Raw genomic sequence first — 23019 nt, forward strand, 5'->3', positions numbered from 1 at the left:
CTGCGTTCTCCTGGGGGGATCAACCGTTGCGGAAAAGGAAACTGTAGGCGTTCAGGGCGGGCACGCCGCCCAGGTGGGCATACAGCACCTTGGAGCCTGCCGGAAATTCGCCGTTGCGCACCATCTCGATCATGCCGTGCATCGACTTGCCTTCATAGACCGGGTCGGTCAGCATGGCCTCCTGGCGCGCGCACAGGCGGATCGCCTCCAGAGTGCCCTCGCTGGGCAGGCCGTATTCGGGGCCGCCGTAACGCGTGTCCAGCACGATGTCGGCTTCGGTGATGTCACGGCCCAGTTCCACCAGTTGGGCGGTGTTCTGCGCGATGCGCAGGATCTGCGCGCGGGTCTGCTCCGGCTTGGCCGAGGCATCGATGCCGATCACCTTGTCGGCCCGGCCATCGGCCGCGAAGCCCACCACCATGCCGGCCTGCGTGCTGCCCGTGACCGAGCACACGACGATGTAGTCGAACTGAAAACCCAGTTCCTTTTCCTGCTGGCGCACTTCTTCGGCGAAGCCGACGAAGCCCAGCCCGCCCTTGGGGTGCTCGGAGCAGCCCGCGGGAATGGGAAACGGCTTGCCGCCGGCCTGTCGCACATCCTCCATGGCCTGCTCCCAGCTCGGGCGGATGCCGATGTCGAAGCCCGCGGCGTCCAGACGCACGTCGGCGCCCATGATGCGGCTCATCTCGATGTTGCCCACGCGGTCGTACACCGCGTCGGAGTAGTTCACCCAGTTCTCCTGCACCAGTACGCACTTCATGCCCAGGTGTGCGGCCACGGCGGCCACCTGGCGCGTCTGGTTGGACTGGATGCCGCCGATGGAGACCAGCGTGTCGTAGCCGCCTTCGATCGCCTCGGGAATGAGGTATTCGAGCTTGCGCGTCTTGTTACCGCCGAAGGCCAGGCCCGAGTTGCAGTCCTCGCGCTTGGCGTACAGATCGACCTTGCCGCCCAGGTGGGCGGACAGGCGCGGCAGCGGCTGGATGGGCGTGGGGCCGAAGGTCAGCGAATGGCGGGGGAATTTCTGCAAGTTCATGGGAAGCATCCTGGCAAAGGGAAGGGCATGGGGGCGGGGCTCCGGCGCCGCGGTGGATGGCTGCTGCCGCGCAGTGGCAGGGGCAATCGACAAGGGCAGTCCGTTGTCTGGAATGGTAGGAAAATGCGGGCGCAACAGGGTTGCAAAAATGGATTGAAAATCGGCCTGAAAAAGGCCGTGAAACCTTTTTACTTCGACTTCATTGCAGGAAATCATTCATGTGCGCAACAAAATTAAGAAAGCCTGCGGTGCCGGTATCCGCCGCCGATCTCACCGGCGAACTGGACCGCACCGACAAGGCCATCCTGCGGGCCCTGCAGCGCGATGCATCGGTCTCCAACGTGGCGCTGGCGGCCAAGGTCCACCTGAGCGCGCCTGCCTGCCTGCGGCGCGTGGAGCGCCTCAAGCGCCTGGGGCTGATCGACGGGGTGGTGGCGCTGCTCAACCCGCGCGCCGTGGGCGCGGGCATGCTGGTGATGATCGGCGTGGTGCTGGACCGCTCCACGCCCGAGTCGTTCGCCGAGTTCGAGAAGGCCGCCGCCAGGATCTCGGGCTGCATGGAATGCCACGTGGTGACGGGCGAGTTCGACTATTTTCTACTGGTGCGCACCAGGGACAGCGAGAGCTTCAACCGCCTGCATGCGGAGCAGCTGCTTTACCTGCCAGGCGTGCGGCAGGTGCGCTCGTTCATGGTGATCCGCAACGTGCTCTCGACGACCGAACTGCCCATGGCGATCTGACGCGGGGCCGGAAGGCCGGCGGCGCGCGGCAAGGCGGGAAGATCGGCCCGGGTGGCTTCGCTGCGAGCGGCTCGCCTCATCCACCACGCAGCCGCCATTGGAATGCCTGGGGCGTGACCACCGCCGGGGCGGAGGTCACGGGAGGCTGCCTCAGGGGGTCAGGGCGCCTTCACGACATGCGGAAAGGTCAGCCCATAGTTGGCCGCCACGCCGGGCGTGGCGCTGGGGTTGCTCAGCTTGGTGAACGCAGTGCCGATGAGGGGAATGCCTCTCGCGTCGGGCATCCGGAAGATGGCCCAGCCGTTGGAAAACGTCCCTTGCAGGGTCTTGCGGGCCACGGACGAAGAAACGGCCGACCGGGTGTCCGAGAACGAAAGCACGGACAGTGCGCCGCAGCTTTCGGGTTGCGATGCCGCGTCTGAAATCACGCTTTCCGGGGTGAGGCTGCCATCGCGCGAGCCCATGCGGAAGCTCCAGCTGCCGCCCCGGCTGCAGACGCCGTCGCGGACCTGGGTGTTGAGCGAATGGAAGTACTGCTCGCCGCCACCGCTGGGCGGCACGAGGGAATAGACGCGCTGGTTCGACGGGTCCGACTGGCTGTAGTCCTTGGCCACGCTGTACCGCTTGGTGGGGGTCGCCACGACCCAGTCGGTGCGGGCGGAGATGGAGTCGTCGAGAACGTACTGGTTCTTGAACTCGCGCACGGCCAGCAGCCGGGAGAGATCGCCGGCAGTGGCCCGGGCGCTGTCTGCTGTGGCAGGCAGGTAGACCGGCGTGGAGAGGTCGGGCAGGTCGTTGTAGCGGGCCAGCACGACCGCCGCCGTCGTCGGGAAGGCGGTGTTGCCCTGCGCGTCCTTGTTGCGCGTGGCAAGGCCTGCGGACACCAGCAAGGGGTCGGCGGTGTAGCGCTCCGGCTGCGAGACCGCCGTGTCCGTGGGAGGGAACAGCATGTAGTTGCCGCGCGCCGGCAGGCCCGTGTTGTTGATGGCCTGGATGGCCGTGGCCGCACCGGAGAACGTGGTGGAGCCGGGCACGTCGATGACGTACCAGGTGGCGCTGAGCTGGCCGCTGGGGGCGGCCAGGCCGCGGCTGGCGGCGACGGCTTCGCTGCTCGTGTCCTGCATCAGCGCGGCATTGAGCACGGATTCGGAGCAGGGCGCGACCTCTTTCACCTGCTGAATGGCGACGGACAGCGCCGACTGGCTGGCGCCGTTGGGGCCATAGAGGGCCGCCTGCGGCACGTCGGCCATCACGATGGCCTCGATGGCGCCCTCGCGGGTGTTGGCCGCCATCACCTCGGGGGTCCACGCGGGGTCCAGCCGGCCCGTGGAGAACGGTTGCGCCACACCCTGCGCGAGGTGCGGCAGCGTGCAGCTGCGGTCGGTGGTGGTCAGTTGCGCCAGGCCGTCGGCACCGGCCGTCACCGCGGCGGTCCACACATCGCCGGGCGACAGCAGCACGTGCACGCTCAGCAGGCTGTCGCCGTTGTTGGCGCCGCGAAAGCGCACCTTCACCACCTTGCCGTTGTCGAGGTCGGTGTTCACCAGGTGCAGCACGCTCATCTGGCCGTTCTGCGCCGTGAAATAGGGCACCAGCAGCGCATGGCCTGCCTGGCCTTCGGCCACCTTGAAGCTGATGGCATCGGTCCCGCCCAACTGCGTGCTGGAAGGCGTGGCGCCAGTGCCGGCGATCACGCCTGCGTGTGCTGCGCCGGCCATGGCCAGCGTGCCGAGCAGGGCGCTGACCGCCCCGGAAATGGTTTTGACTTTCACGGTTTCTCCTGTGATTGGGATGGCAGGTGGGAACGTCTCCGCATCGCCCGTAGGCTGCGCAAAGGCAGCCTGTCACGCGATGGGGTCGGCACGGTGGTGGTGGGATGGGGCCAAAAGCCCGCCCTGGGCGGCCGCTGCATGCAGCAGGCCACCCGCAAATCGAAACCACCGCGCTGAGGATGGGAGCCATGCCGGGCGATGGTGCCCGGCGGCTCCGGCAAGGATCGTGAACCCGTTCCGAGCGCCGGGCCCATGGCGGCCTCAATCGGCCGCCGCCCTGCGTGCGCTCAGGGCGCTTTATACATGTGCGGCATGGTCAGGCCGTAATTGCCCGCGACGCCAGGTGTGGCATTGGGGTTGGTGAGCTTGAGCAGGGCGGCGCCGATGACGGGACGGCCATCCGACGCATTGGTGGCGATGCTGGCCCAGCCGGACACGAAGGCGTCCGAGCGGGGCTGCGCGGTGATCGAGGCCGAGACGCCGGAGCGGCCCGCCTCCTGGAAGCCCAACGTGGCCACCGTGCCGCAGGCCACCACGGGGCTGAGGGCGGGCTTGGTGCTGGTCTGGCGGTCGAAATAGGTCAGGTTCCACTGGCTGCACACGCTCTCTGGGCTGGTCTTGACCTGGGTGTCGTCGCCCGAGAAATACTGGCTGCCGAGGTCCGAGGGCGGCACCACCGAATACACGCGGGCGACCGCTGGGGGCTGGCTGTAGTCGTAGGCCACGCTGTAGCGCTTGGTGGGCATGGACAGCACCCAGTCCGTTCGGGCGGAAATGGAGGGGTCGGTGGCGTACTGGTTCATCACTTCGGTGGCCGCCAGTTGCGCCGACAGGTCCCCCGCCGTCCTGCGCGCGTTGCGTTCGCCGGCCGGCAGGTAGTAGGGCGTGGACAGGTCGGGCAGGTCGTAGTAGCGCGCCTGGATGACGGCCGCATTGGTGGGCTCGCTGGTTTCTCCGTCGATGTTCTTCACGCGGGTGGCGAAGCCGGCCGAGACCAGCAGTGGGTCGGCGGTGTAGCGCTCAGGCGCGGTGACGGTCTGCGCGGTGGGCGGAAACAGCACGTAGTTGCCCCGTGCATTGCGGCCCGCGTTGTTGACGGCGCGGATCGCGGTGGCGGCCCCCGAGAAGGTGGTGGAGTTGGGCACGTCGATGATGTACCAAGTGCCCGCCACGCCGCCCGTGGGCGTGGCCAGGCCCCGGGAAGCGGCCGTGGCCTCGGTGCTCGTGTCCTCCAGCAGCGCCGCGTTCAGCGCCGCATCGGTGCAGGGGGCCGTGCCGTTCACCGGGCGGATGGCCGTGAAGAGGGCGGAGCGCTCCTGCTGGCCCGCGCCGTATACGGCGGCGGCGGGAATGTCGGCCGCCACGATCGCCTCGATGGCGCCTTCGCGGGTGTGGTTGGCCTGCACGTCGGCGGTCCACAGGGGGTTGAGCCGTTCGGTCACGAAGGCTTGCGCCACGCCGGGCGCGAGCCGGGGCGAGGTGCAGGTCGCATCGGCGGTGGTGAGCTGCGCGATGCCGTTGGCTCCGGCCGTCACCGCGCCGGTCCAGACGTCGCCGGGGGCCAGCAGCACGGTCATGTGCAGCAGGCCATCGCCGTTGTTGGCGCCGCGAAAGCGCAGCTTCACGGCCTTGCCGTTGTTCAAGTCGGTGTTGACCAGGTGCAGCACCGTCATCTGCCCGTTCTGCGCCGTGAAGTAAGGCACCACGAGGCTGTGGCCGGGGCCGCTTTCGGCGATGGCATAGGTGGTGGCATCGGTGGCGCCCATCACGCTGCTGGAGGGCGTGCCCCCCGTGCCGGCGATGACGCCGGCCAGGGCGCTGGAGGCGAAGCCGGCGCTGCACAGCAGGGCGCACGCGGCCGCGATCTTCTGGATAGGCATGCGGGGTCCTTCGGAGGGAGAGCCAATGATGGCGGCAGATTACCGCAATCCGCGCGGCTGTGGCACTCGCCGAGGGGTTGGGGAATCAGGGAAAGTATCGCCATGCGATACCAGGCAGCCGAAAGCCCGCCACCCGTGCATTCCAGTGCGGGCCGGGGTGGGCGGCCTGCGCATGATCCGCCCCATGTTCCACCACGGGCCGCAAGCCCTTCTCTCCATGTCACACCCCTTCGCTCCTTCGCCCGTGATCCAGCGCGATACGCCCGCCTGGCGCCTGCAGGTCTGGGTCTCGTTCGGCATCGCCGTGTTCTGCTGCGCGGTGGGGCTGGCATGGCTGCCAGGGGTGGCCATGGAGCGGGCCTTCATGGTGATGGGTTACGTCTTTTGCCTCTCGGCCGTGTTCATGCTGGCGAAGTTCGTGCGGGACAACCAGACGCGCCACGGTGCGGACACTCCGATGTTCAAGCTGGTCGTCTGGGGCGCGTTCGCGGTGGCCGTGGGCCTCACGGGCTGGGGCCTGTGGAGCATGGACATCAACCCCACCTACCAGGCCTTCCTGGGCGTGAGCTGGCTCTACCTGATCACCACCGCCTTCACGCTGGCCAAGATGCTGCGCGACCGCCACGAGGCGGACCTGGCGGACGCCCGCTGGCAAGGCCGCCGCGAGGCCTCCCTGCCAGCCGGCGGCACCCCTTCCGCACCGGCCGCCGCCCCGGACAAGGCGGGCAAGGCGACGGCGGAGTGACCCCGGGGGCCGGAGCGGGCGCGGTGCCCGCTTTCCCGGCCGTCCCCTGCGCGCACGGCGGCCCCGCTGTCGCGCCCTTTTTCTGGAGAAAGACCATGCGCATCGAGACTCTGATCCCCCGTTTTTCCTGGGCCCGCCGGGCCGCGGGCTTCGGCCTGGCCTTTGCGCTGTCGGTAGGCGCCGTGCATGCGCAGAGCGAGGTGTCCGTCGGCCTGTCGCTGCTGCCCGTGGCCTCGGTGGTGGGCACCGCTTCGGTGGCGTCCACGGCCGCCGGGGCGGTGGCGGCCGTTCCCGTCGCGTTGTCGGTGGGCGGCGCGATCCTCACCGTGAAGGCCGTGGAGGCGTCGGCCAACGGCACCGTGTATGTGCTGGAGCGGGTGTCCGATGGCGCGCAGGTGAGCGTGGAGGTGGCCGGCCGCGCGGCCTCCGGCACGGTCCATGCCGTGGGGTCGGCGGTGGCCTGCAGCGTGATCGGCACCGGCGTCGTCCTGTCGGTGGCGGGCGAAGCGCTGGCCTTCGTGCCCAATGCCCTGGGCCGTGCGCTGCTCTACAACGAGCGGCTGTGAGGGGGCGGACCATGCGCAGGCGGGCCCTGGCCGCTCTGGCGGCGGTTGCTCTCGCCGGAACCGGCGCCGCCCACGCGGGCCGCTCGTGCGAGGCGCGCAAGCCGACCCCGCAGCTCATCGAGCGCGGCATGGATCTGGCCGCCCGCACGGCCCGGGCCCTGGACGCGGAGCACGCCCGCTCGGGCACCCAGGTGGTGGTCCTGGCGCGTGCGGGGCAGGACCTGTCCCGGTACGGGCTGCGCTACTCGCACCTGGGCTGGGCCTACCGCACGCCGCAGGGGCCGTGGCGCGTGGTGCACAAGCTCAACGAGTGCGGCACCGCGGTGGGCGTGGTGTACCGGCAGGGGCTGGGCGAGTTCTTTCTCGACGACCTGTGGCGCTACGAGGCCGTGTGGGCCGTGCCCACGCCCGAGGTGCAGCAGCGGATGATGGCCGTACTCGCCGACCGTACGCGCGCCACGGCCATGCACCAGCGGCCCTACAGCATGGTGAGCTACGCCTGGGGCACGAAGTACCAGCAGTCGAACCAGTGGGCGATGGAGACGCTGGCCGCGGCCATGGAGCCCGGCACCGTGCTCCGGCGCGATCAGGCGCAGGCTTGGCTGCGCTACAAGGGGTACGAGCCGACCGTGCTCAAGGTCGGCGCGCTCACGCGGCTGGGCGGGCGGGTGACGGCGGCGAACGTGGCGTTCGACGACCACCCGGACAGCGAGCGTTTCGCCAACCGCATCGCCACGGTGACCGTGGACTCGGCCCTGGCGTGGCTGCAGCGCGCACAACTGGCATCGGCCCCGGTGGCGCTGCCGCCGCCGTGACGCCAACACGGGTTTATAGTCAAAAGCCGCTGATGCCGGGATATTTGTTGCCTGTGTTGCTATCAAATGAATAGTATTTCAATGCCGAGGAGCTGGTCATGAGCAAATCCCTTCGCCTGTCGGAAAAATGGTTCCGCCGGGGCCTGTGGCTGGTGTCGCTGGTGTTCGCCAGCTTCCTGATCGGGCTGGGCGGCACCGTCGTGGACGACCTGCCCAAGGTCGAGGCCACGCTGCAGCTCGACGATTTCCTGGACCGCCCTGCCGCGGAGACGCTGCGCGCCCAGGTGCGCAACGCGCAGCAGGCCGAGGAGAGCGCGGAGACGGCGCTCGACCAGGCCCGCCTGCAGCGCGCCAAGTCGCGCAGCGAGACCGCGGCGGAGCGCGAGACCTTCAACAACTGGCTGGCCACGCGCAGCGCCACGCAGCAGTCCGAACACAACCCCGAGGTGGTGCAGCGCACCCAGGCGCTGGACCGGCTCCAGCTGCGCGAGCGCCAGACCCAGCAGGCGGTCGAAGCGCAGCAGCAGGCCGCGCTCGATGCGCGCCAGGCGGCCACGGCCGCGCAGCAACGGCTGGCCGCGCTGGAAAAGGAGGGCTACGAGCGCATGGCCGTGCAGCAGCGCAAGGTGCAGCTGCGCGTGTTCCTGTACCGGCTGGCCCTCACGCTGCCGCTGCTGGTGGTGGCCGGCTGGCTGTTCGTGAAGAAGCGCAAGGGCACCTACTGGCCGTTCGTGTGGGGCTTCATCTTCTTCGCGCTGTTCGCGTTCTTCGTGGAGCTGGTGCCCTACCTGCCCAGCTACGGCGGCTATGTGCGCTACGTGGTCGGCATCGTCGTGACCGCGCTGGTCGGGCGCTACGCCATCGTGGCGCTCAACCGCTACCTGGAGCGCCAGAAGCGGGCCGAGGCGCTGCCCGACCAGGAGCGCCGCAAGGAGCTGAGCTACGACGTCGCCCTGGCGCGCCTCGCCAAGGGCGTGTGCCCTGGGTGCGAGCGGCCGGTGGACCTGAAGGACCCCACCATCGACTTCTGCCCCCACTGCGGCATCGGGCTGTTCGACCACTGCGGCGCGTGCAATACCCGCAAGAGCGCATTCGCCCGGTTCTGCCATGCCTGCGGCGCAGGCGCGGGCCGGGGGCTGCTACCCAGCAGCGACTCGGACGCCAGTGCGGCGGCGGTGCCGCACGCCGCCGGGCCATTGGCCGGTGGCCCGGCCCCGGCGGGACCGCTCTAGAGGATCCGCTGGGAAGGGCGCCGGGATGCAGGGGGCGTGGCGCCTCAGCCGCCCATCACCACCGGGCCGCCCTTGGCCAGCGCCCGCTGGTAGGCCGGGCGGGCCCGCATGCGGGCCTGGTAGGCCTTCAGGTGCGTGTGCTGGTCGGCGTTCTGCACGCGGCTCATGGCCGCCTCGACCGGAAAGCTCATCTGGAAATCGGCCATGGTGAGGTCGGCTCCGGCAAACCAGGCGTTGCGCGACAGGTGGTCGTCGATGAAGGCCAGGGCCGTGGCCAGATTGGGATCCACCAGCTTTTGCTCCGCCTTGCCGCACACGGCCCGCGCGATGGGCCGCACGAAGAACGGCATGGGCTGTTTGGGCAGCGTCTGGAAGACCAGCTTCATCACCAGCCAGTTCATCAGCGAGCCTTCGGCGTAGTGCATCCAGAAGCGGCACTGGCGGCGTTCGGGCGTGCCGCGCGCGGGCTCCAGGTGCGCGAGCTCGCCCTGCGCCTGCGCGCCGTAGCGGTCCACCAGGGCTTCGATGATGGCGCCCGATTCGGCGATGACCTCGTCGCCTTCGGTGATGACTGGCGACTTGCCGAGCGGATGGATCTTGCGCAGCTCCGGCGGCGCCAGGCGGGTGCGCGGGTCGCGCTGGTAAGTCCGGAGTTCGTAGGGTACGCCCAGTTCTTCCAGGAGCCAAAGGACGCGCTGCGAGCGCGAGGTTTCGAGGTGGTGGACGGTCAGCATGGCGCCATCGTAGCGGGCGCGCGCCGGGCCGCATACCACCGCCGTCCCGCAGCGGACATCGCCCGGGGCCTGGGGCGCCGGGGCTTCGCGGCTACACGCCGCGCGCGCGATCGGCCGCGAACTGGCGGCGGAATTCGCCGAAGCGGCCCGCATCCAGCGATTCGCGCACCTCGCGCATCAGGTTCAGGTAGTAGTGCAGGTTGTGGATGGTGGTGAGCATCGGGCCCAGCATCTCGCCGCAGCGGTCCAGGTGGTGCAGGTACGCGCGGCTGAAGCCGCCGCGGCCGCCCTGGTCCCAGGCCACGCCCTCGGCGCCCGCGCAGGCATGGCAGGTGCAGGTGGTGTCGAGCGGCTGGTGGTCGGCCTTGTGGCGCGCATTGCGCAGCTTCAGGTCGCCATACCGCGTGAAGATCGTGCCGTTGCGCGCATTGCGCGTGGGCATCACGCAGTCGAACATGTCCACGCCCTGGGCGACGCCTTCCACCAGGTCCTCGGGCGTGCCCACGCCCATGAGGTAGCGCGGCTTGTGCGCCGGCAGACGGTGCGGCGTGTGCGCCATGATGCGCAGCATCTCGTCCTTGGGCTCGCCCACCGAAACGCCGCCCACCGCGTAGCCGGGAAAATCCATCTCCACCAGCCGGTCGAGCGATTCGGCCCGCAGATTCTCGAACATGCCGCCCTGCACGATGCCGAACAGTGCGTTGGGGTTGTTCAGGCGGTGGAATTCGTCTTGGCTGCGCTGCGCCCAGCGCAGGCTCATTTCCATCGAGGTGCGCGCCTCGCGCTCGGTGGTCAGGTGGCCCTTGGTTTCGTACGGGGTGCACTCGTCCAGCTGCATCACGATGTCGGAATTGAGCGTGGTCTGGATCTGCATGCTCACCTCGGGCGACATGAAGAGCTTGTCGCCGTTCACGGGCGAGGCGAAGTGCACGCCTTCCTCGGTGATCTTGCGCATGGCGCCCAGGCTCCACACCTGAAAACCGCCGGAGTCGGTGAGGATGGGCTTGTCCCACTTCTCGAACGCGTGCAGGCCGCCGAAGCCCTGCATCACGTCCAGCCCGGGGCGCATCCACAGGTGGAACGTGTTGCCCAGGATGATCTGCGCGCCCATGTCGTGCAGGCTCTGAGGCATCACGCCCTTGACGGTGCCGTAGGTGCCCACGGGCATGAAGATGGGGGTCTGCACCACGCCGTGGTTCAGGGTGAGGGTGCCGCGTCGCGCGTGGCTTTCGGGGTCGGTGGTCAGGAGGTCGAACTGCAGCATGGCGCGCATTGTCCCAGACGCCCACAGGGTCGGGGGCGCGGCGGGGCGCCGGTACACTGGACCGCACTGCCTGCCGGGCGAGCGGAGCGCATCGCCGGCAGGCCCCTCAGACTCCCGGAAAGGACACGGACATGCTCAAGATCCTCATCGCCGTCGATGGCTCGGACCTCTCCCTGGATGCGGTGCACCACACCCTGGCCCTGCTGCGGCAGGGGCTGCGCGCCAGCGTCGTGCTGGCCCATGTGCAGGAGCCCGCCACGCTCTACGAAATGGTGGTGTCGCGCGACCCGGACCTCATCGCGGCGGCCAGCCTGGAAGCCGGCCTGCACCTGATGGCCCCGGCCCGTGCGATCTTCGAGGCCGCGGGCGTGGAGCACGAAACCGATGTGGGCGTGGGCGACGTGGCGAACACACTGGTGGACATCGCCGAGCGCCACGGCTGCGGCATGCTGGTGATCGGCGCCCGCGGGCAGGGCGCGATCAGCAGCGCGTTGCTGGGGTCGGTGTCGCAGGCGCTCGTGCATGCGAGCCATGTGCCCGTGACCATCGTCAAGCACGCGGACGTGCTGGAAACCGTGGATGTGAATGCCGAGGGCGGGCAGGAAACCCTGGCCTGACCCGTTTCAAAAATCCTCAGGCGGCCTTGCGGAAAGGCTCGCTCGGGCGCTGCAGCTTGCCGTGCGGCAGGCTCGCCAGGCGCTTGAACATGCGCCGGCAGTAGCCGTTGATCCACAGGCACTTGTTGAGCTCGTCCACCGGCAGCGGGCCGGAGACGACGACGATGTCGTTGGCCACATCCAGCGCACCGGCCGCGCGCAGGCGCCGGCGCGTGTTGCTGGCCCAGGACTGGATGCGCGACGGCGTGCCGTGCTGGTGGACTTCGCCCGTGTGCGCATCGAAGGCAATGGCGACGGTATCGGTCTTCAGCTTGAAACGGCGCTCGCCCGTGACGGCACTGGGCGCCTCGCGCATGTCGTACAGGTAGTAACTTCCAGCCTTGAGCTGATATTGCATGTCCATGGTTTCGTCCTCCGAGGGGCATTGTCCCGGGGGCTTGGACCAGCAATGGTGGAGAAAGCGGCATGAAAACGCCTCTTTTTCCAGGGAGTGGTGCGCGGGGCCTGCCGGACTGCGATGTGCGTGCCATTGTGTCGGCGCGTGTGCGCCGATTCAAGGCAGCAGCCCTGTCAAAAGGGTAACGGGATGTGATGCGGCCGGCCCCTTGCCGCGCGGGCGAGGGCCGGCCGTGCGTTCAGGCGCTCAGAAATCGACCAGGCTCAGGCCGACGCTGAACACCGTGCGCTTGCGGTTGTAGTCGATCATGCTGTCGCCATAGCCGCTGAACAGGGCGGTGTGCAGGCGCAGGTTGCTCTTGCTGCCGCCCAGGCCCTTGCCCAGGTTCTGCAGCCATTCGATGCGCGCCGAGCCACGCGGCGTGGAAGCCAGCGAGTGGCGGACGGTCACGCCCACGGTGTTGTCGCGGTCGTAGTTCCAGTTCACCTGCAGCTCGCCCCGGCCGATGTAGTCGCTGATGCCCGGGTTGTCGTCGCTGTCGGCGCTTTCGCTCAGGCGCTTCCACAGGCGCGCGTTCACGCTCCAGCGGTTGTCCAGCTCCATGCCGGTCATCAGGTACACGCGGTTCCAGCTGCGCGACAGCGGCAGGCTCTGGCCGTTGGACTGGTGCACCAGCCCGATGCCGCTGTAGCGCCAGCGCCAGCCGAAGGGCAGCTTGGCGTCGGTGGGGTACACGTACATCACTTCCGGCTCGTGGTCGGTGGCGCGGAAGGGGCGCGAGATGTCGGGGCTGAACAGCTGCCAGTACGACTGCTGCGTGTAGCCCACCCACACCGAGTCCTTCAGCGTGGGATGGCCCTGCGTGAGCAGGCCCTGGGCGATCTTGGTGCGCACCGACAGCTGGATGCGGTTCTCGGTGGTCCGGTAGTCCACGGCCGAGGTGGCGTTGTGGTCCGGCACGGGCGAGGTGGGCTGGCGGTTGACGTTGCTGCCCTTGACTACTGAGATGCTGATCGGCCGGTAGCCCCGGAAGCGGAAGGTGCCGCAATCGCTGCCCGACTCCAATTCCCAAAAGCGCGACAGCGTGCTGTACTGCTCGTCGCGGCAGCCTTCCACCTGGGCCACGTCGATGAGGCGGGTGGCCGGCAGCGTGGTGTCCACGGGGGTGGGAGGCGCGGTGCTGGCCGTGGTGTTGCCGGTCGCCGCGCTGGCCGATGCCGCAGGCGCTTTCCAGGCTTGCTGGCCCGCCCACTGGTCGAAGCAGGCCAGGCGGGCGGTGCTGTCGCCGGCCATGGCGGTGCAACGGCGCCAGGCGTCGCCGGCGGCCTCCGTCGTGGCAGGCGTCTGCGCCAGCGCAGCGCCCGCGGGGGCGCACAGGGCCAGGGCCAGGGTGCCCAGGCGCCGCGGTGTCATGGCCGCCCAGACTGCCTGCGCAGCACGGACGGGGCGGTGGTGTGGTGTGGTGCGTTGTTCCATGTTCCTCGTATCTCCTAGCCGCAACTGCCTTGTTCCACCTGGCCGATCCAGGTGGCGCTGATGTTCTTCTTGCCGGCCGCCCCGCGCGATGCCCGCGCCCAGGTGCGGTTGCGCGCCCCAGCGACACGCACGCTCTGTGCCAGCGGCCGGCGCATGCCAGCGCACGCTGCGGCCCGCCCGGCGGCGACGTGGCGGCGGATCATGGCACGGCCGGTCATGGCGTGGCGTTCTGGGCCTTGCGCGCGGCGAATTCGGCGCGCAGCGCCTTGAGCTTTTCGCGCGGGTCTTCGCGGGCGGTGTTCTTGTCCAGCCCCATCTCGGCGATGAAGCGGCTGGGCTGCGCGTTCACCATCTCGCGGCCCTTCTTGCGCTTTTTGGTCCAGCTGACGGCCAGGCTGCGCTGGGCGCGGGTGATGCCCACGTACATCAGGCGGCGCTCTTCCTGCAGGCGCTGCAGCGTGTCGTCGCTCACCTTGAGCTGCCGGCCCTCGTCGTCATCGAGCTTGAAGGGCAGCATGCCCTCGGTCACGCCCACCAGCACCACATGCGGCCACTCCAGGCCCTTGGAGGCGTGCAGCGTGGACAGCGTGACCATGTCCTGGTCCTTCTCGCGCTCGCTGATGGTGGACAGCAGCGCGATGGTCTGCGAGACCTCCAGCAGGCTCTTGGTCTCCTTGGTGACGACGCTGCCCGAGGTGTCGTCGATCTGGCCACCGGCGCGTTGCGACATCCAGTCGCAGAACTCCAGCACGTTGCTCCAGCGCGCGGCGGCGACCTTCTCGCTGTCCTCGCCGTCGTACAGGTGCTTTTCGTAGTCGATTTCCTTGAGCCAGTCGGCCAGGAAGGCGCGCGAATCCTCGGCGCCGTGCGTGTGCCGGGCCCGGTATTCGAGGTCGTTGACGTAGCGCCCGAACTCCATCAGCCCGTCGAGCGCGCGCTTGGGGATGGCGGCCGGCAGCATGCCGTTGAACAGCGCGCCGAACATGCTCAGCTTGTGCCTGGTGGCGAATTCGCCCAGTGCGCCCAGCGTGGTGTGCCCGATGCCGCGCTTGGGGCTGGTGATGGAGCGCAGGAACGCCGGGTCGTCGTCGTTGTTGATCCACAGGCGGAACCAGGCGCACAGGTCCTTGATTTCCGCGCGGTCGAAGAAGCTCGTGCCGCCCGAGACCTTGTAGGGGATGTTGGCCTTGCGCAGCGCCTTCTCGAACGGCTTGGCCTGGTGGTTGGCGCGGTAGAGGAGGGCAAAGCTCTTCCAGGCCGGCGGCGGGTTGGCCGCGGCACGCAGGCTCTGGATGCGGGCCACGGCGCGCTCGGCCTCGTGCTCCTCGCTGTCGGCGTCCACCACGCGCACCGGCTCGCCTTCGCCCAGTTCGGAGAACAGCGTCTTGGGAAACAGCTTGGGGTTGGGCTGGATCACGTTGTTGGCCGCGCGCAGGATGGCGCTGGTGGAGCGGTAGTTCTGCTCCAGCTTGATCACCTTGAGCTGCGGAAAGTCGACCGGCAGCTTTTTCAGGTTGTCCAGCGTGGCGCCGCGCCAGCCGTAGATGGACTGGTCGTCGTCGCCCACCGCGGTGAAGCGCGCGCGCTCGCCCACGAGCAGCTTGAGCAGCTCGTACTGCGTGGCGTTGGTGTCCTGGTACTCGTCCACGAGCACGTGGCCCAGCACCCGCTGCCATTTGCTGCGCACCTCGGGGTGGGCGCGCAGCAGGCGCAGCGGCATGCCGATGAGGTCGTCGAAATCGACGCTCTGGTAGGCGGTGAGGCGTTCTTCGTAGCGCGCCATGAGGACGGCGATGCTGCGCTCGTTGTCGTCCGCGGCCTGCGCCAGCGATTCCTGGGCGTTCAGGCCCATGTTCTTCCACTTGCTGATGGTCCACTGCCACTGGCGGGCGGTGGCCATGTCGGTCGTGCCGCCGGCCGCGTCCTTGAGGATGCCGGTCACGTCGTCCGCATCGAGGATGCTGAACTGGGGCTTGAGCCCGAGCACATGCCCGTCTTCGCGCACCATGCGCACGCCCAGCGCGTGGAACGTGCACACCAGCACGTCCTTGGCCGCACGGCCGATGAGGCCCTGCGCGCGCTCGCGCATCTCGGCGGCGGCCTTGTTGGTGAAGGTGATGGCGGCGATGCGGCGCGCCTCCAGCCCCGTTTCGATCAGCCGGGCGATCTTGTGGGTGATCACCCGCGTCTTGCCCGAACCTGCGCCCGCCAGCACGAGGCATGGCCCCTCGGTGTAGTGGACCGCCTGGAGCTGGGCGAGATTGAGACCGGCGGACATGCGCAAAAAGGAAGGGGGTGGACAGGCGCCGGCGAGGCACGGGTGGGGCGCCGCTTCCGAGGGAGAAGGGGCAGGAGCGCGCAATGATACCGGGATGGGCCGGAGTCGAGCCCGCCCTTTTAACCGGGTTTTGTAGGAGTGGTTCGGCGAAATCCGGAATGGGGTACAAAGAGCTAAATCATTTTTCTCATATTTAGCAATTTCTTGACAATGTATCAATGTGCGTCTTTATACTGGGCCCATCCATTTGATTTCCACCGGGGTCACCGCCATGCGCGATGCTTCAGCGGGGGTGGCCGCAGAGATGCTCACTCCCCACTTTTACGAGCGGTTCCACAAGCTGTTCAGCGTGGCGTCGCGCAAATCGTTGCTCCGCTGGCATGAAGTGCCGGCCGCCGAGGCCCAGGTGCTGCTGCTGGACGACGCCAGCGCGGCGCAGCCCGGCTCCCGCGCGCCGTGCCTGGTCTGCGTGGGGGGCTCGTTTCCCGACAAGGCGCCCCAGGCGCAGTGGACCGCGCGACTGCAGACCGGCTATACGCTGGCGGACCTGATCGACGTGCTGGACCGTGCCGCCGTGTTCCTGATGGACTGGCGGGCGCGCCAGACGATGACGGCCGCCTCCGCCGACACGGCGTGGGAGTCTCCCGCCGCGGCGCGCGCCGCGTTCGGTGACCCCCAGCAGCGGTTCCGGCTGAGCACCTGGGTGTCCCTGGGGGCGCCGTTCCGCTCGGGCGGCCATGTGCGGGCGCTCGCGTTGCTCACCCGCGCCCCAGTCAGCCTGGCGCAGTTGTGCGAGCACAGCGGCCTGGAACCCGCCGCTGCGCAGGCGCTGCTGGCCGAGTTGTCCCGCCGCAACGTGCTGCGCACCGAAACGGCGGCATCGGCACCGGCTGTGCGCGCCGACCGCCCGAAGCCCTCCGGGCACGGCGGGCTGGTTCAGCGGCTCACGCGCTGGGTGCGCGGTGGAGGCCAGGCATGAACGGGGCACTGCCGCGCATCGCGCTCGTGGGGCCCATGGGCATCGGCAAGACCACCGCGCTGCGCTCGCTGTGCGGCGACGTGATGGCGTCTTCCGACGTGCCCAACCTCGACCGGGCGGCGCATTCCAAGGCGTTCACCACCGTGGGCGCGGAGTTCGGCGAGATCGACCTGGGCGATGGCGAGCACGTGCAGGTGTGCGGCTGCCCGGGGCAGGACCGCTTCGACTTCGTGCGGCAATGGATCCTCTCGGTGTCGATGGGCGTCTTCATCATGGCCGACGTGGCCCGTCCCTCGGCCGTGGGCGAGACGCTCGACCTGCTCGCCGAAATGGCCGTGCAGCCCGATCCGCCGCTGGCCCTGGTGCTCAGCGCCCGTCCCGTCACGCCCGCGCAGATCGAGGCGTTCGGCCTCGCGCTCTCGGCCTCGCCGCACGGCGTGGTGCCCATCCTGGAAGCCGATCCGCGCGACCGCGGCCAACTGCTGGAGGCCGTCGGCGTGCTGGCTTCCATGCTCTCCCTGCAGAACGAAATCGACTGAAATCCCATGATGAACAAGGCGAACATCGTCCCCCCCGAGCGCGCGCAGGCGGCCCGGGAGGTGCTGGACCGCGTGGTGGCCCCCGCGGGCGACGTGCGCATGGCGCTGGTGACCACCCTCGACGGCTTCGAGGTGGCCTCGCTGTCGGTGGGCGGCGGCCTGGAGGTGCGCCGGCTGGCGGCCATGGCGGGCTCGCTCATGGCCATGGCCCGTGCCGTGGGCCGCGAGATCGACTATCCCGGCTGCCGCCGCCTCACCTTCGAGACCGAGGCGGGCCTGGCGATCTTCCAGGCCATCGGCGGCGCCTTCCCCTGCATCCTGTGCCTGGTGCTGGAAAAGCAGGCCGTGCTCGGGCGGGCCCTGTGGACCGCTGGCGAGGTCGCCCAGCAACTGGCCCGCCCCGAATGATTCCCCGCGTGTTGCCGGGTCGGCCGGCGGCGCGCATGTGTGCTTGCTCCCCCTTTCGTCTCTTTCTCTTTAAGGAATCGAACCCATGGCCTCCCTTCAAGAATCTCTGAACCAACTCCATTCCATCGACGGCGCCCTGTGCGCGGCCGTGGTGGACAGCGGCAGCGGCATGCTGCTGGGCAGCGTCGGCAGCGGCGTGGACATGGAACTGGCGGCCGCTGGCAACACCGAAGTGGTCCGTGCCAAGAACAAGACCATGCGCTCGCTGGGCCTGGCCGACAAGATCGACGACATCCTCATCACGCTGGGCAAGCAGTACCACGTGATCCGCCCCCTGGCCGCGCACGAAGGCCTGTTCATCTACCTAGTGCTCGACAAGGAGCGCTCCAACCTCGCCCTGGCACGCCGCAAGGTGCAGGAAGTGGAGCAGGGCGTGCAGATCTGACCGGACAGGCTGCGGCGCGCTGCGCCACGCCACCGGGGCCTGGAATCGGCCCTGGTCCCGCTGCCCGCCCCGTGCGGGCTTTTTTTCGCGGTGACGCGCGGCGCTCTGCACGCCGCCTTGCGCCGACAATGGGCCGTGCTGTCGGTTCTTTCCATCACCTTTCCCTTCTTCGCGCTCGTGCTCTGCGGCTACCTGGCCGCGCGCGCGGGCGCGCTCCCGCAGGCGGCCATTCCCGGGCTGAATGCGTTTGTGCTGTTTTTCGCGCTGCCGTGCATGCTGTTCCGCCTGGGCGCGAACACGCCCATCGGCCAGTTGCTGGACCCGGCGGTGGCGGGCCTGTACATCCTGTGCGGCCTGGCCCTGGTCGGCGCCACGGTGGCGCTCACCCGGGTGCGACTGGGTTGGAACGATGCCGCCTTCGGCGCGCTGGTGGCGGCCTTTCCCAACACCGGCTTCATGGGCGTGCCGCTGCTGGTGGCGCTGCTCGGGGCCTCGGCAGCGGGGCCGGCCATCCTGACGATGCTGGTGGACATGGTGCTCACGACCTCGCTGTGCATCGCCCTGTCGCGGCTGGACGGCGTGGGCACGCACGGCGTGGCGGTGGCAGTGCGACGGGCCTTGCGCGGCATGGCGAGCAACCCCATGCCCTGGGCCATCGCACTGGGGGCCGTGGCGTCCGCATTCCAGTGGCAGTTACCCGGCCCGCTCGACCAGACGGTGGCGATGCTGGCCGGCGCGGCATCGCCCGTGGCGCTGTTCACGATCGGCGCCGTTCTGGCGCGCTCGCAGATGAATCAGCACGACCGCGTGTCCCCGCGCGACTACGTGCCGGTCGCGCTGGCCAAGCTGTTCGTGCATCCGCTGCTCGTCTGGGGCGCGGGGCACGGTGCGATCGCGGCGGGCGTGCCGCTCACGCCGTTCGCACACACGGTGCTGGTGCTGGTGGCGGCGCTGCCGAGCGCCAGCAACGTGTCGCTGCTGGCCGAGCGCTTCGGCGCCCACAACGGGCGCATTGCGCGGATCATCCTGGTCTCCACCGCGCTGGCTTTTCTGAGCTTTTCGGCCGCCACCGCAATATTGACTTAGGCGTTCTGCTATCTATTTGATAGCGATCGATGTTGCGTGACGCCAACCTGCCAGGCGCTGCCCCGCCGGGGGATCAGATCGTCAGCGGGTCCACATCCACCAGCCAGCGGATCAGCCCCTTGTGCTCCGGCGCCCCGCGCGTGGCGTGCAGCACCGGCTGCCAAGCCGACAGAAAGCGCTGCAGCGCCGCGCGGCTGCCGCTCTCCAGCAGCATCTGCGCGCGCTCCACGTTGGCCACCCGCTGGATCGCCAGGGGCACGGGGGGAAACAGCGTGACATGCTCCAGTCCCGGCAAACCATCGGCTTGCGCGGCGGCGCTGGCCGCTGCCAGGAACGCCTGGGCCACCTCTTGCGTGCGCGCGTCGGCGCGCACCAGCGCCTGGTAGGCGAAGGGCGGCATGGCGGCTTCGGCCCGCTCGGCCAACTGGCTGTCGGCGAACGCGGGGTAGTCGTGCCGGCGCAGCGCGGCGTACACCGCATGGTCGGGGTGGTAGGTCTGCACCCACATCTCGCACCGGCTGCCTTGCTCGGCCACGTAGCGTGCATCGCGCCCCGCGCGGCCGGCGGCCTGCAGCAGCAGGGCGAAGAGGCGCTCGGGGGCCCGGAAGTCGCTGGAAAACAGCGCGCCGTCGGGCTGCACTGCCGCCACGAGCGTGATGCGCCGAAAGTCGTGGCCCTTGGCCACCATCTGCGTGCCCACCAGCACATCCACCTCGCCCGCATGCACCTGGGCCAGTTGGGATTCGAGCGCGCCCTTGGCCTTGGTGGTGTCGGCATCGATGCGGGCGACGCGTGCCGCCCGCCGCTCGGGCGTGATCACGTTGCGCAGCAGGGCGGCCAGTTGCTCTTCCAACTGCTCGGTGCCGCGGCCGATGGGGGCGATGTCGGGGTTGCCGCAGCCCGGGCAGGCGTGTGGCACCCGCTGTGTGTAGCCGCAGTGGTGGCAGCGCAGGGTGCGGTCGATCTTGTGAAAGACCTGGTGCGCGCTGCAGTGCGGGCAGTCGCTTTTCCAGCCACAGTCGCTGCAGTGCAGCACGGGCGCGAAGCCGCGGCGATTGAGCAGCACCAGGCACTGCTCGCCGCGCTCCACGCGCTGGGTGATGGCCGCCAGCAGCGGGGCGGAGAACACGGCGCCGCGCGGCTGCTGGCCCATGTCCACCAGACGCACGTGCGGCAGTTCGCCGGCGCCGATGCGGCTGGGCATGTGCAGCCGCCGGTAGCGCCCGGCCGGGATGCCGGCTTCGGCGGGCCGGCTGGCATGCCAGCTTTCCAGCGACGGCGTGGCCGAGCCCAGCACCACCTTGGCGCCCTGGTCGCGGCCGCGCCAGATGGCCAGGTCCCGGGCCGAGTAGCGGGCGCCTTCCTGCTGCTTGTAGCTGGCGTCATGCTCCTCGTCCACCACGACGAGCGCCAGGCCCGGCATGCTGGCGAACACCGACATGCGCGTGCCCAGCACGATGCGCGCCGTGCCCGCATGCGCCGCCAGCCAGCTCTTGAGGCGCTGCGGGTTGGTCATGCCGCTGTGCAGCGAGACCACGCTGCCCGCGCCGTAGCGGGGCGCGAAGCGGGCGGTGAAGCGCTCCTCCAGCTGGGGGGTGAGGTTGATCTCGGGCACCATCACCAGTGCCTGCGCCGCCGGATCGGCCTCCAGCGCCTCCTGCACGCAGCGCAGGTAGACCTCGGTCTTGCCGCTGCCAGTGCTGCCGTAGAGCAGGAAGGGCCCGGGTTCGGCGGCGATGGCGGCGCGGGCGCTTTCCTGCTCGGCGCTCAGGTCGATCTCCGGCAGTGCATCGCCACCCTGCAACGACGCCGCCGGGCGGCGCAGGCGCCGCGCGAGCTGCGCTGGGCCCAGGTCCCGCAACTGGGGCGGCAGGGCGGCCAGGGCCACCTCGCCCAGACCGCGCTGGTAGTAGCGCGCGGTGAAGGCCACCAGCCGGCGCCAAGGCGCCGCCAGCGGCGCCACGCCCTCCAGGACCGCGGCAACGGCGCGGGTGGACAGGCCGGCGGGCAGCGGCGGCAGCCCGCCCTCGGGCGCATCCCAGACCACGCCCAGCACTTCGCGGGTGCCCAGCGGCACGCGCACCAGCGTCCCGGGGGGAAGAGGCCGGTCGCTGGCGTAGCTCAGCAGGTCGCCCACATTGCTGTGCCCAGGGGTCTGGACGGCAATCTGCAGGATGGCGGGCGCCGGGGAGGGAGGAGCTTCGTTTACGGGCACTTGTTCAGGTGGGATGGCGATTCAGGCGTTAAGTGGTTGATTTGCCGGGGATTTGATGGGTTGCGGGCTTTTTCTGTGGATAACTTTGTTGACATCCCCGGCCTGGCTGATCGCCCAGGGGGAGCAGACCGCCCCCGCCACCATCAGCCGGCGATGGGGGTAGTTCAAAAAAATCCATATGAATCAATGATCTATCAAAAATGCGGTGAATGCTGCCCAAGGCGTGTCATGCCAGGTCGCATGCTGCGCCGCATCAAGCGGCTTGTGCATAAGTGCATCTGCGTTGGCCTTGTCAAGAGTCCATTTTGTGCTAGGGCGGGCAGCGAAGGTCGGGCAATTTCTTCAATGGGCAACGCAAGTACTTGATTTGACGAGGATTTTGCAAAAGTACCGATTTTCTGTGGATAACTTTGTTGATATCACTGTCCGACCGGCCGCCAAGCCTTGAAAACACGTGGTTTTGTTACATTGCCCGGAAATTCGGCAAATTCTGCAAGTCCTTATGAATCAAAGACTTACCAGCGTCGCTCCATTGTTTTGAGACGCATCAAAAAAATTTCCAGGAAGGCCGCCCGTGCGCCAACGTGGTGCGCGCGGTGTGCATAACTTGCTCGCCGGCATTGCCCCTGCTGTCAAGGCCTGTCAAGGGCTTTCCAAGCCTGGCGCAACGCGCGGGAATAGCGGTGCACCGTTTCCACGAGGGCCGCCACATGCTCCGGGGGCGTGAACTGGCTGATGCCGTGGCCCAGGTTGAAGATGTGCGTGGGGCCGGTGGTGGTCCGGTCGGTGTGGGGGGCGCCGAAGCTGTCGAGCACGGCGCGCGTGTGCAGCGCGATCTGCTCGGGCGGGGCAAACAGCACGTTGGGGTCGATGTTGCCCTGAAGCGCCTTGCCGGGGCCACCCACCGCGCCGCCGACCAGGGCGCGTGCACGGGCCAGATTGGCCGTCCAGTCCAGTCCGAGCACCTCGCAGTCCAGGTCCTTCATGGCGTCCAGCCAGAGCGCACCGCCCTTCGTGAACACGATGCGTGGCACGTCGGTGCCGTCCACGCCGGTGCGCTGGAGCTGGGCCAGCACGCGCTTGGTGTAGGCCAGGCTGAAGGCCTGGAAGGCGCCATCGGCCAGCACCCCGCCCCAGCTGTCGAACACCATCACGGCCTGGGCGCCCGCGTCGATCTGCGCGTTCAGGTAGGCGGCCACGGCGTCGGCGTTGATGGCCAGGATGCGGTGCATCAGGTCGGGGCGGCTGTACATCAGCGTCTTCACGAGGCGGTAGTCGTCGCTGCCCTTGCCCTCCACCATGTAGCAGGCCAGCGTCCAGGGGCTGCCGGAAAAGCCGATCAGCGGCACGCGGCCGTCGAGCGCGCGCCGGATGCTGGTGACCGCATCGAACACGTAGCGCAACTTGTCCATGTCGGGCACGGCCAGGGCCGCCACGGCCGCTTCGTCGCGCACCACGTGGGCGAAGCGCGGGCCTTCGCCCTCGGCGAACGACAGGCCCAGGCCCATCGCATCGGGCACGGTGAGGATGTCGCTGAACAGAATGGCCGCGTCGAGCGGAAACCGCTCCAGGGGCTGCAGCGTGACCTCGGTGGCGTAGTCCACGTTGGTGGCCAGCCCCATGAAGCTGCCCGCCCGGGCCCGCGTGGCCTTGTACTCCGGCAGGTAGCGGCCGGCCTGGCGCATCAGCCACAGGGGGGTGTAGTCGGTGGCCTGGCGCCGGCAGGCGCGCAGGAAGGTGTCGTTCTGGAGGGGGGCGAAGCTCATGCCCCTGATTGTGGCGTAGCCGCGGGGCC

At 69.0% G+C, this 23019-nt stretch carries 22 protein-coding genes; 11 read left to right on the forward strand and 11 right to left on the reverse strand.

Annotated elements, in window-relative coordinates:
* Positions 1-19 precede the first annotated feature (19 nt).
* On the reverse strand, positions 20-1036 hold the full coding sequence (locus tag AVME950_RS21385) for a 1-aminocyclopropane-1-carboxylate deaminase (RefSeq protein WP_272566827.1): 1017 nt from the start codon (positions 1034-1036) through the stop codon (positions 20-22).
* Positions 1037-1254: 218 nt separating this feature from the next.
* Between AVME950_RS21385 and AVME950_RS21390 the strand changes: the two genes are divergently transcribed.
* Positions 1255-1776 carry an Lrp/AsnC family transcriptional regulator gene (locus AVME950_RS21390; protein WP_284431352.1) on the forward strand — a complete coding sequence of 174 codons (522 nt, stop codon included), beginning with the start codon at positions 1255-1257 and terminating at the stop codon, positions 1774-1776.
* A gap of 158 nt (positions 1777-1934) precedes the next feature.
* On the opposite strand, the gene AVME950_RS21395 is transcribed toward AVME950_RS21390, so the two are convergent.
* Both AVME950_RS21395 and AVME950_RS21400 read right to left on the reverse strand, forming a co-directional pair.
* Complete coding sequence (locus tag AVME950_RS21395) at positions 1935-3548, reverse strand: surface layer protein NpdA (RefSeq protein WP_284431353.1); 1614 nt, start codon at positions 3546-3548, stop codon at positions 1935-1937.
* 287 nt (positions 3549-3835) lie between these two features.
* Positions 3836-5428 (reverse strand): surface layer protein NpdA, encoded by a 1593-nt coding sequence (locus AVME950_RS21400; RefSeq protein ID WP_284431354.1) that lies wholly within the window; start codon positions 5426-5428, stop codon positions 3836-3838.
* A 217-nt stretch (positions 5429-5645) separates the two neighbouring features.
* Here AVME950_RS21400 and AVME950_RS21405 point away from each other — a divergent pair, with 217 nt between their 5' ends.
* The 4 genes from AVME950_RS21405 to AVME950_RS21420 all read left to right on the forward strand — a co-directional run bounded on the left by AVME950_RS21405 (position 5646) and on the right by AVME950_RS21420 (position 8786).
* Complete coding sequence (locus tag AVME950_RS21405; RefSeq protein WP_284431355.1) at positions 5646-6173, forward strand: YiaA/YiaB family inner membrane protein; 528 nt, start codon at positions 5646-5648, stop codon at positions 6171-6173.
* 95 nt (positions 6174-6268) lie between these two features.
* Positions 6269-6739, forward strand: a complete 471-nt coding sequence (locus tag AVME950_RS21410) for a hypothetical protein (protein ID WP_284431356.1) — start codon at positions 6269-6271, stop codon at positions 6737-6739.
* A gap of 11 nt (positions 6740-6750) precedes the next feature.
* On the forward strand, positions 6751-7554 hold the full coding sequence (locus tag AVME950_RS21415; RefSeq protein WP_284431357.1) for a DUF2145 domain-containing protein: 804 nt from the start codon (positions 6751-6753) through the stop codon (positions 7552-7554).
* 98 nt (positions 7555-7652) lie between these two features.
* Positions 7653-8786, forward strand: a complete 1134-nt coding sequence (locus AVME950_RS21420) for a zinc ribbon domain-containing protein (RefSeq protein WP_284431358.1) — start codon at positions 7653-7655, stop codon at positions 8784-8786.
* Between the two features lie 44 nt (positions 8787-8830).
* Here AVME950_RS21420 and AVME950_RS21425 read toward each other — a convergent pair whose 3' ends face one another.
* On the reverse strand, positions 8831-9520 hold the full coding sequence (locus AVME950_RS21425; RefSeq protein WP_284431359.1) for a glutathione S-transferase family protein: 690 nt from the start codon (positions 9518-9520) through the stop codon (positions 8831-8833).
* Positions 9521-9611: 91 nt separating this feature from the next.
* Positions 9612-10784, reverse strand: coding sequence for a tRNA guanosine(34) transglycosylase Tgt (gene tgt / locus AVME950_RS21430; RefSeq protein WP_284402457.1), 1173 nt, complete (start codon positions 10782-10784; stop codon positions 9612-9614).
* 131 nt (positions 10785-10915) lie between these two features.
* On the opposite strand from tgt, the gene AVME950_RS21435 reads away from it, so the two are divergent.
* Positions 10916-11401 carry a universal stress protein gene (locus tag AVME950_RS21435; RefSeq protein ID WP_272566839.1) on the forward strand — a complete coding sequence of 162 codons (486 nt, stop codon included), beginning with the start codon at positions 10916-10918 and terminating at the stop codon, positions 11399-11401.
* Between the two features lie 16 nt (positions 11402-11417).
* Here the strand turns inward: AVME950_RS21435 and AVME950_RS21440 are convergent, their stop codons facing one another.
* From AVME950_RS21440 to AVME950_RS21455, 4 genes are all read right to left on the reverse strand, one after another.
* Complete coding sequence (locus AVME950_RS21440) at positions 11418-11804, reverse strand: hypothetical protein (RefSeq protein WP_272566840.1); 387 nt, start codon at positions 11802-11804, stop codon at positions 11418-11420.
* A 240-nt stretch (positions 11805-12044) separates the two neighbouring features.
* Positions 12045-13274, reverse strand: coding sequence for a phospholipase A (locus tag AVME950_RS21445; RefSeq protein ID WP_502869439.1), 1230 nt, complete (start codon positions 13272-13274; stop codon positions 12045-12047).
* Between the two features lie 14 nt (positions 13275-13288).
* Positions 13289-13492, reverse strand: coding sequence for a hypothetical protein (locus AVME950_RS21450; RefSeq protein WP_284402454.1), 204 nt, complete (start codon positions 13490-13492; stop codon positions 13289-13291).
* Positions 13489-15552 (reverse strand): ATP-dependent helicase, encoded by a 2064-nt coding sequence (locus AVME950_RS21455; RefSeq protein ID WP_284431360.1) that lies wholly within the window; start codon positions 15550-15552, stop codon positions 13489-13491. Before AVME950_RS21455 ends, AVME950_RS21450 begins: the two co-directional genes overlap by 4 nt.
* Before the next feature lie 271 nt (positions 15553-15823).
* Between AVME950_RS21455 and AVME950_RS21460 the strand changes: the two genes are divergently transcribed.
* The 5 genes from AVME950_RS21460 (at position 15824) to AVME950_RS21480 (ending at position 19009) form a co-directional block, all read left to right on the forward strand.
* On the forward strand, positions 15824-16531 hold the full coding sequence (locus tag AVME950_RS21460; protein WP_284431361.1) for a DprA-like winged helix domain-containing protein: 708 nt from the start codon (positions 15824-15826) through the stop codon (positions 16529-16531).
* Positions 16528-17070 (forward strand): GTP-binding protein, encoded by a 543-nt coding sequence (locus AVME950_RS21465; RefSeq protein WP_284431362.1) that lies wholly within the window; start codon positions 16528-16530, stop codon positions 17068-17070. Before AVME950_RS21460 ends, AVME950_RS21465 begins: the two co-directional genes overlap by 4 nt.
* 9 nt (positions 17071-17079) lie before the next feature.
* On the forward strand, positions 17080-17478 hold the full coding sequence (locus AVME950_RS21470) for a roadblock/LC7 domain-containing protein (RefSeq protein WP_284431363.1): 399 nt from the start codon (positions 17080-17082) through the stop codon (positions 17476-17478).
* Between the two features lie 85 nt (positions 17479-17563).
* Positions 17564-17923, forward strand: coding sequence for a hypothetical protein (locus tag AVME950_RS21475; RefSeq protein WP_272566851.1), 360 nt, complete (start codon positions 17564-17566; stop codon positions 17921-17923).
* A 135-nt stretch (positions 17924-18058) separates the two neighbouring features.
* The gene (locus AVME950_RS21480) at positions 18059-19009 is read left to right on the forward strand and encodes an AEC family transporter (protein ID WP_284431405.1); all 951 of its coding nucleotides are present in this window, start codon (positions 18059-18061) and stop codon (positions 19007-19009) included.
* A gap of 73 nt (positions 19010-19082) precedes the next feature.
* Here AVME950_RS21480 and priA read toward each other — a convergent pair whose 3' ends face one another.
* Together priA and hemE are read right to left on the reverse strand one after the other, a co-directional pair.
* Entirely contained in the window at positions 19083-21224 is a 2142-nt protein-coding gene (gene priA / locus AVME950_RS21485; RefSeq protein ID WP_284431364.1) for a replication restart helicase PriA, read from the reverse strand.
* Positions 21225-21856: 632 nt separating this feature from the next.
* Positions 21857-22990, reverse strand: a complete 1134-nt coding sequence (gene hemE, locus AVME950_RS21490; protein WP_284431365.1) for a uroporphyrinogen decarboxylase — start codon at positions 22988-22990, stop codon at positions 21857-21859.
* Positions 22991-23019 lie beyond the last annotated feature (29 nt).

The sequence above is a fragment of the Acidovorax sp. SUPP950 genome (assembly GCF_030158935.1).
Taxonomy (GTDB): Bacteria; Pseudomonadota; Gammaproteobacteria; order Burkholderiales; family Burkholderiaceae_C; genus Paracidovorax.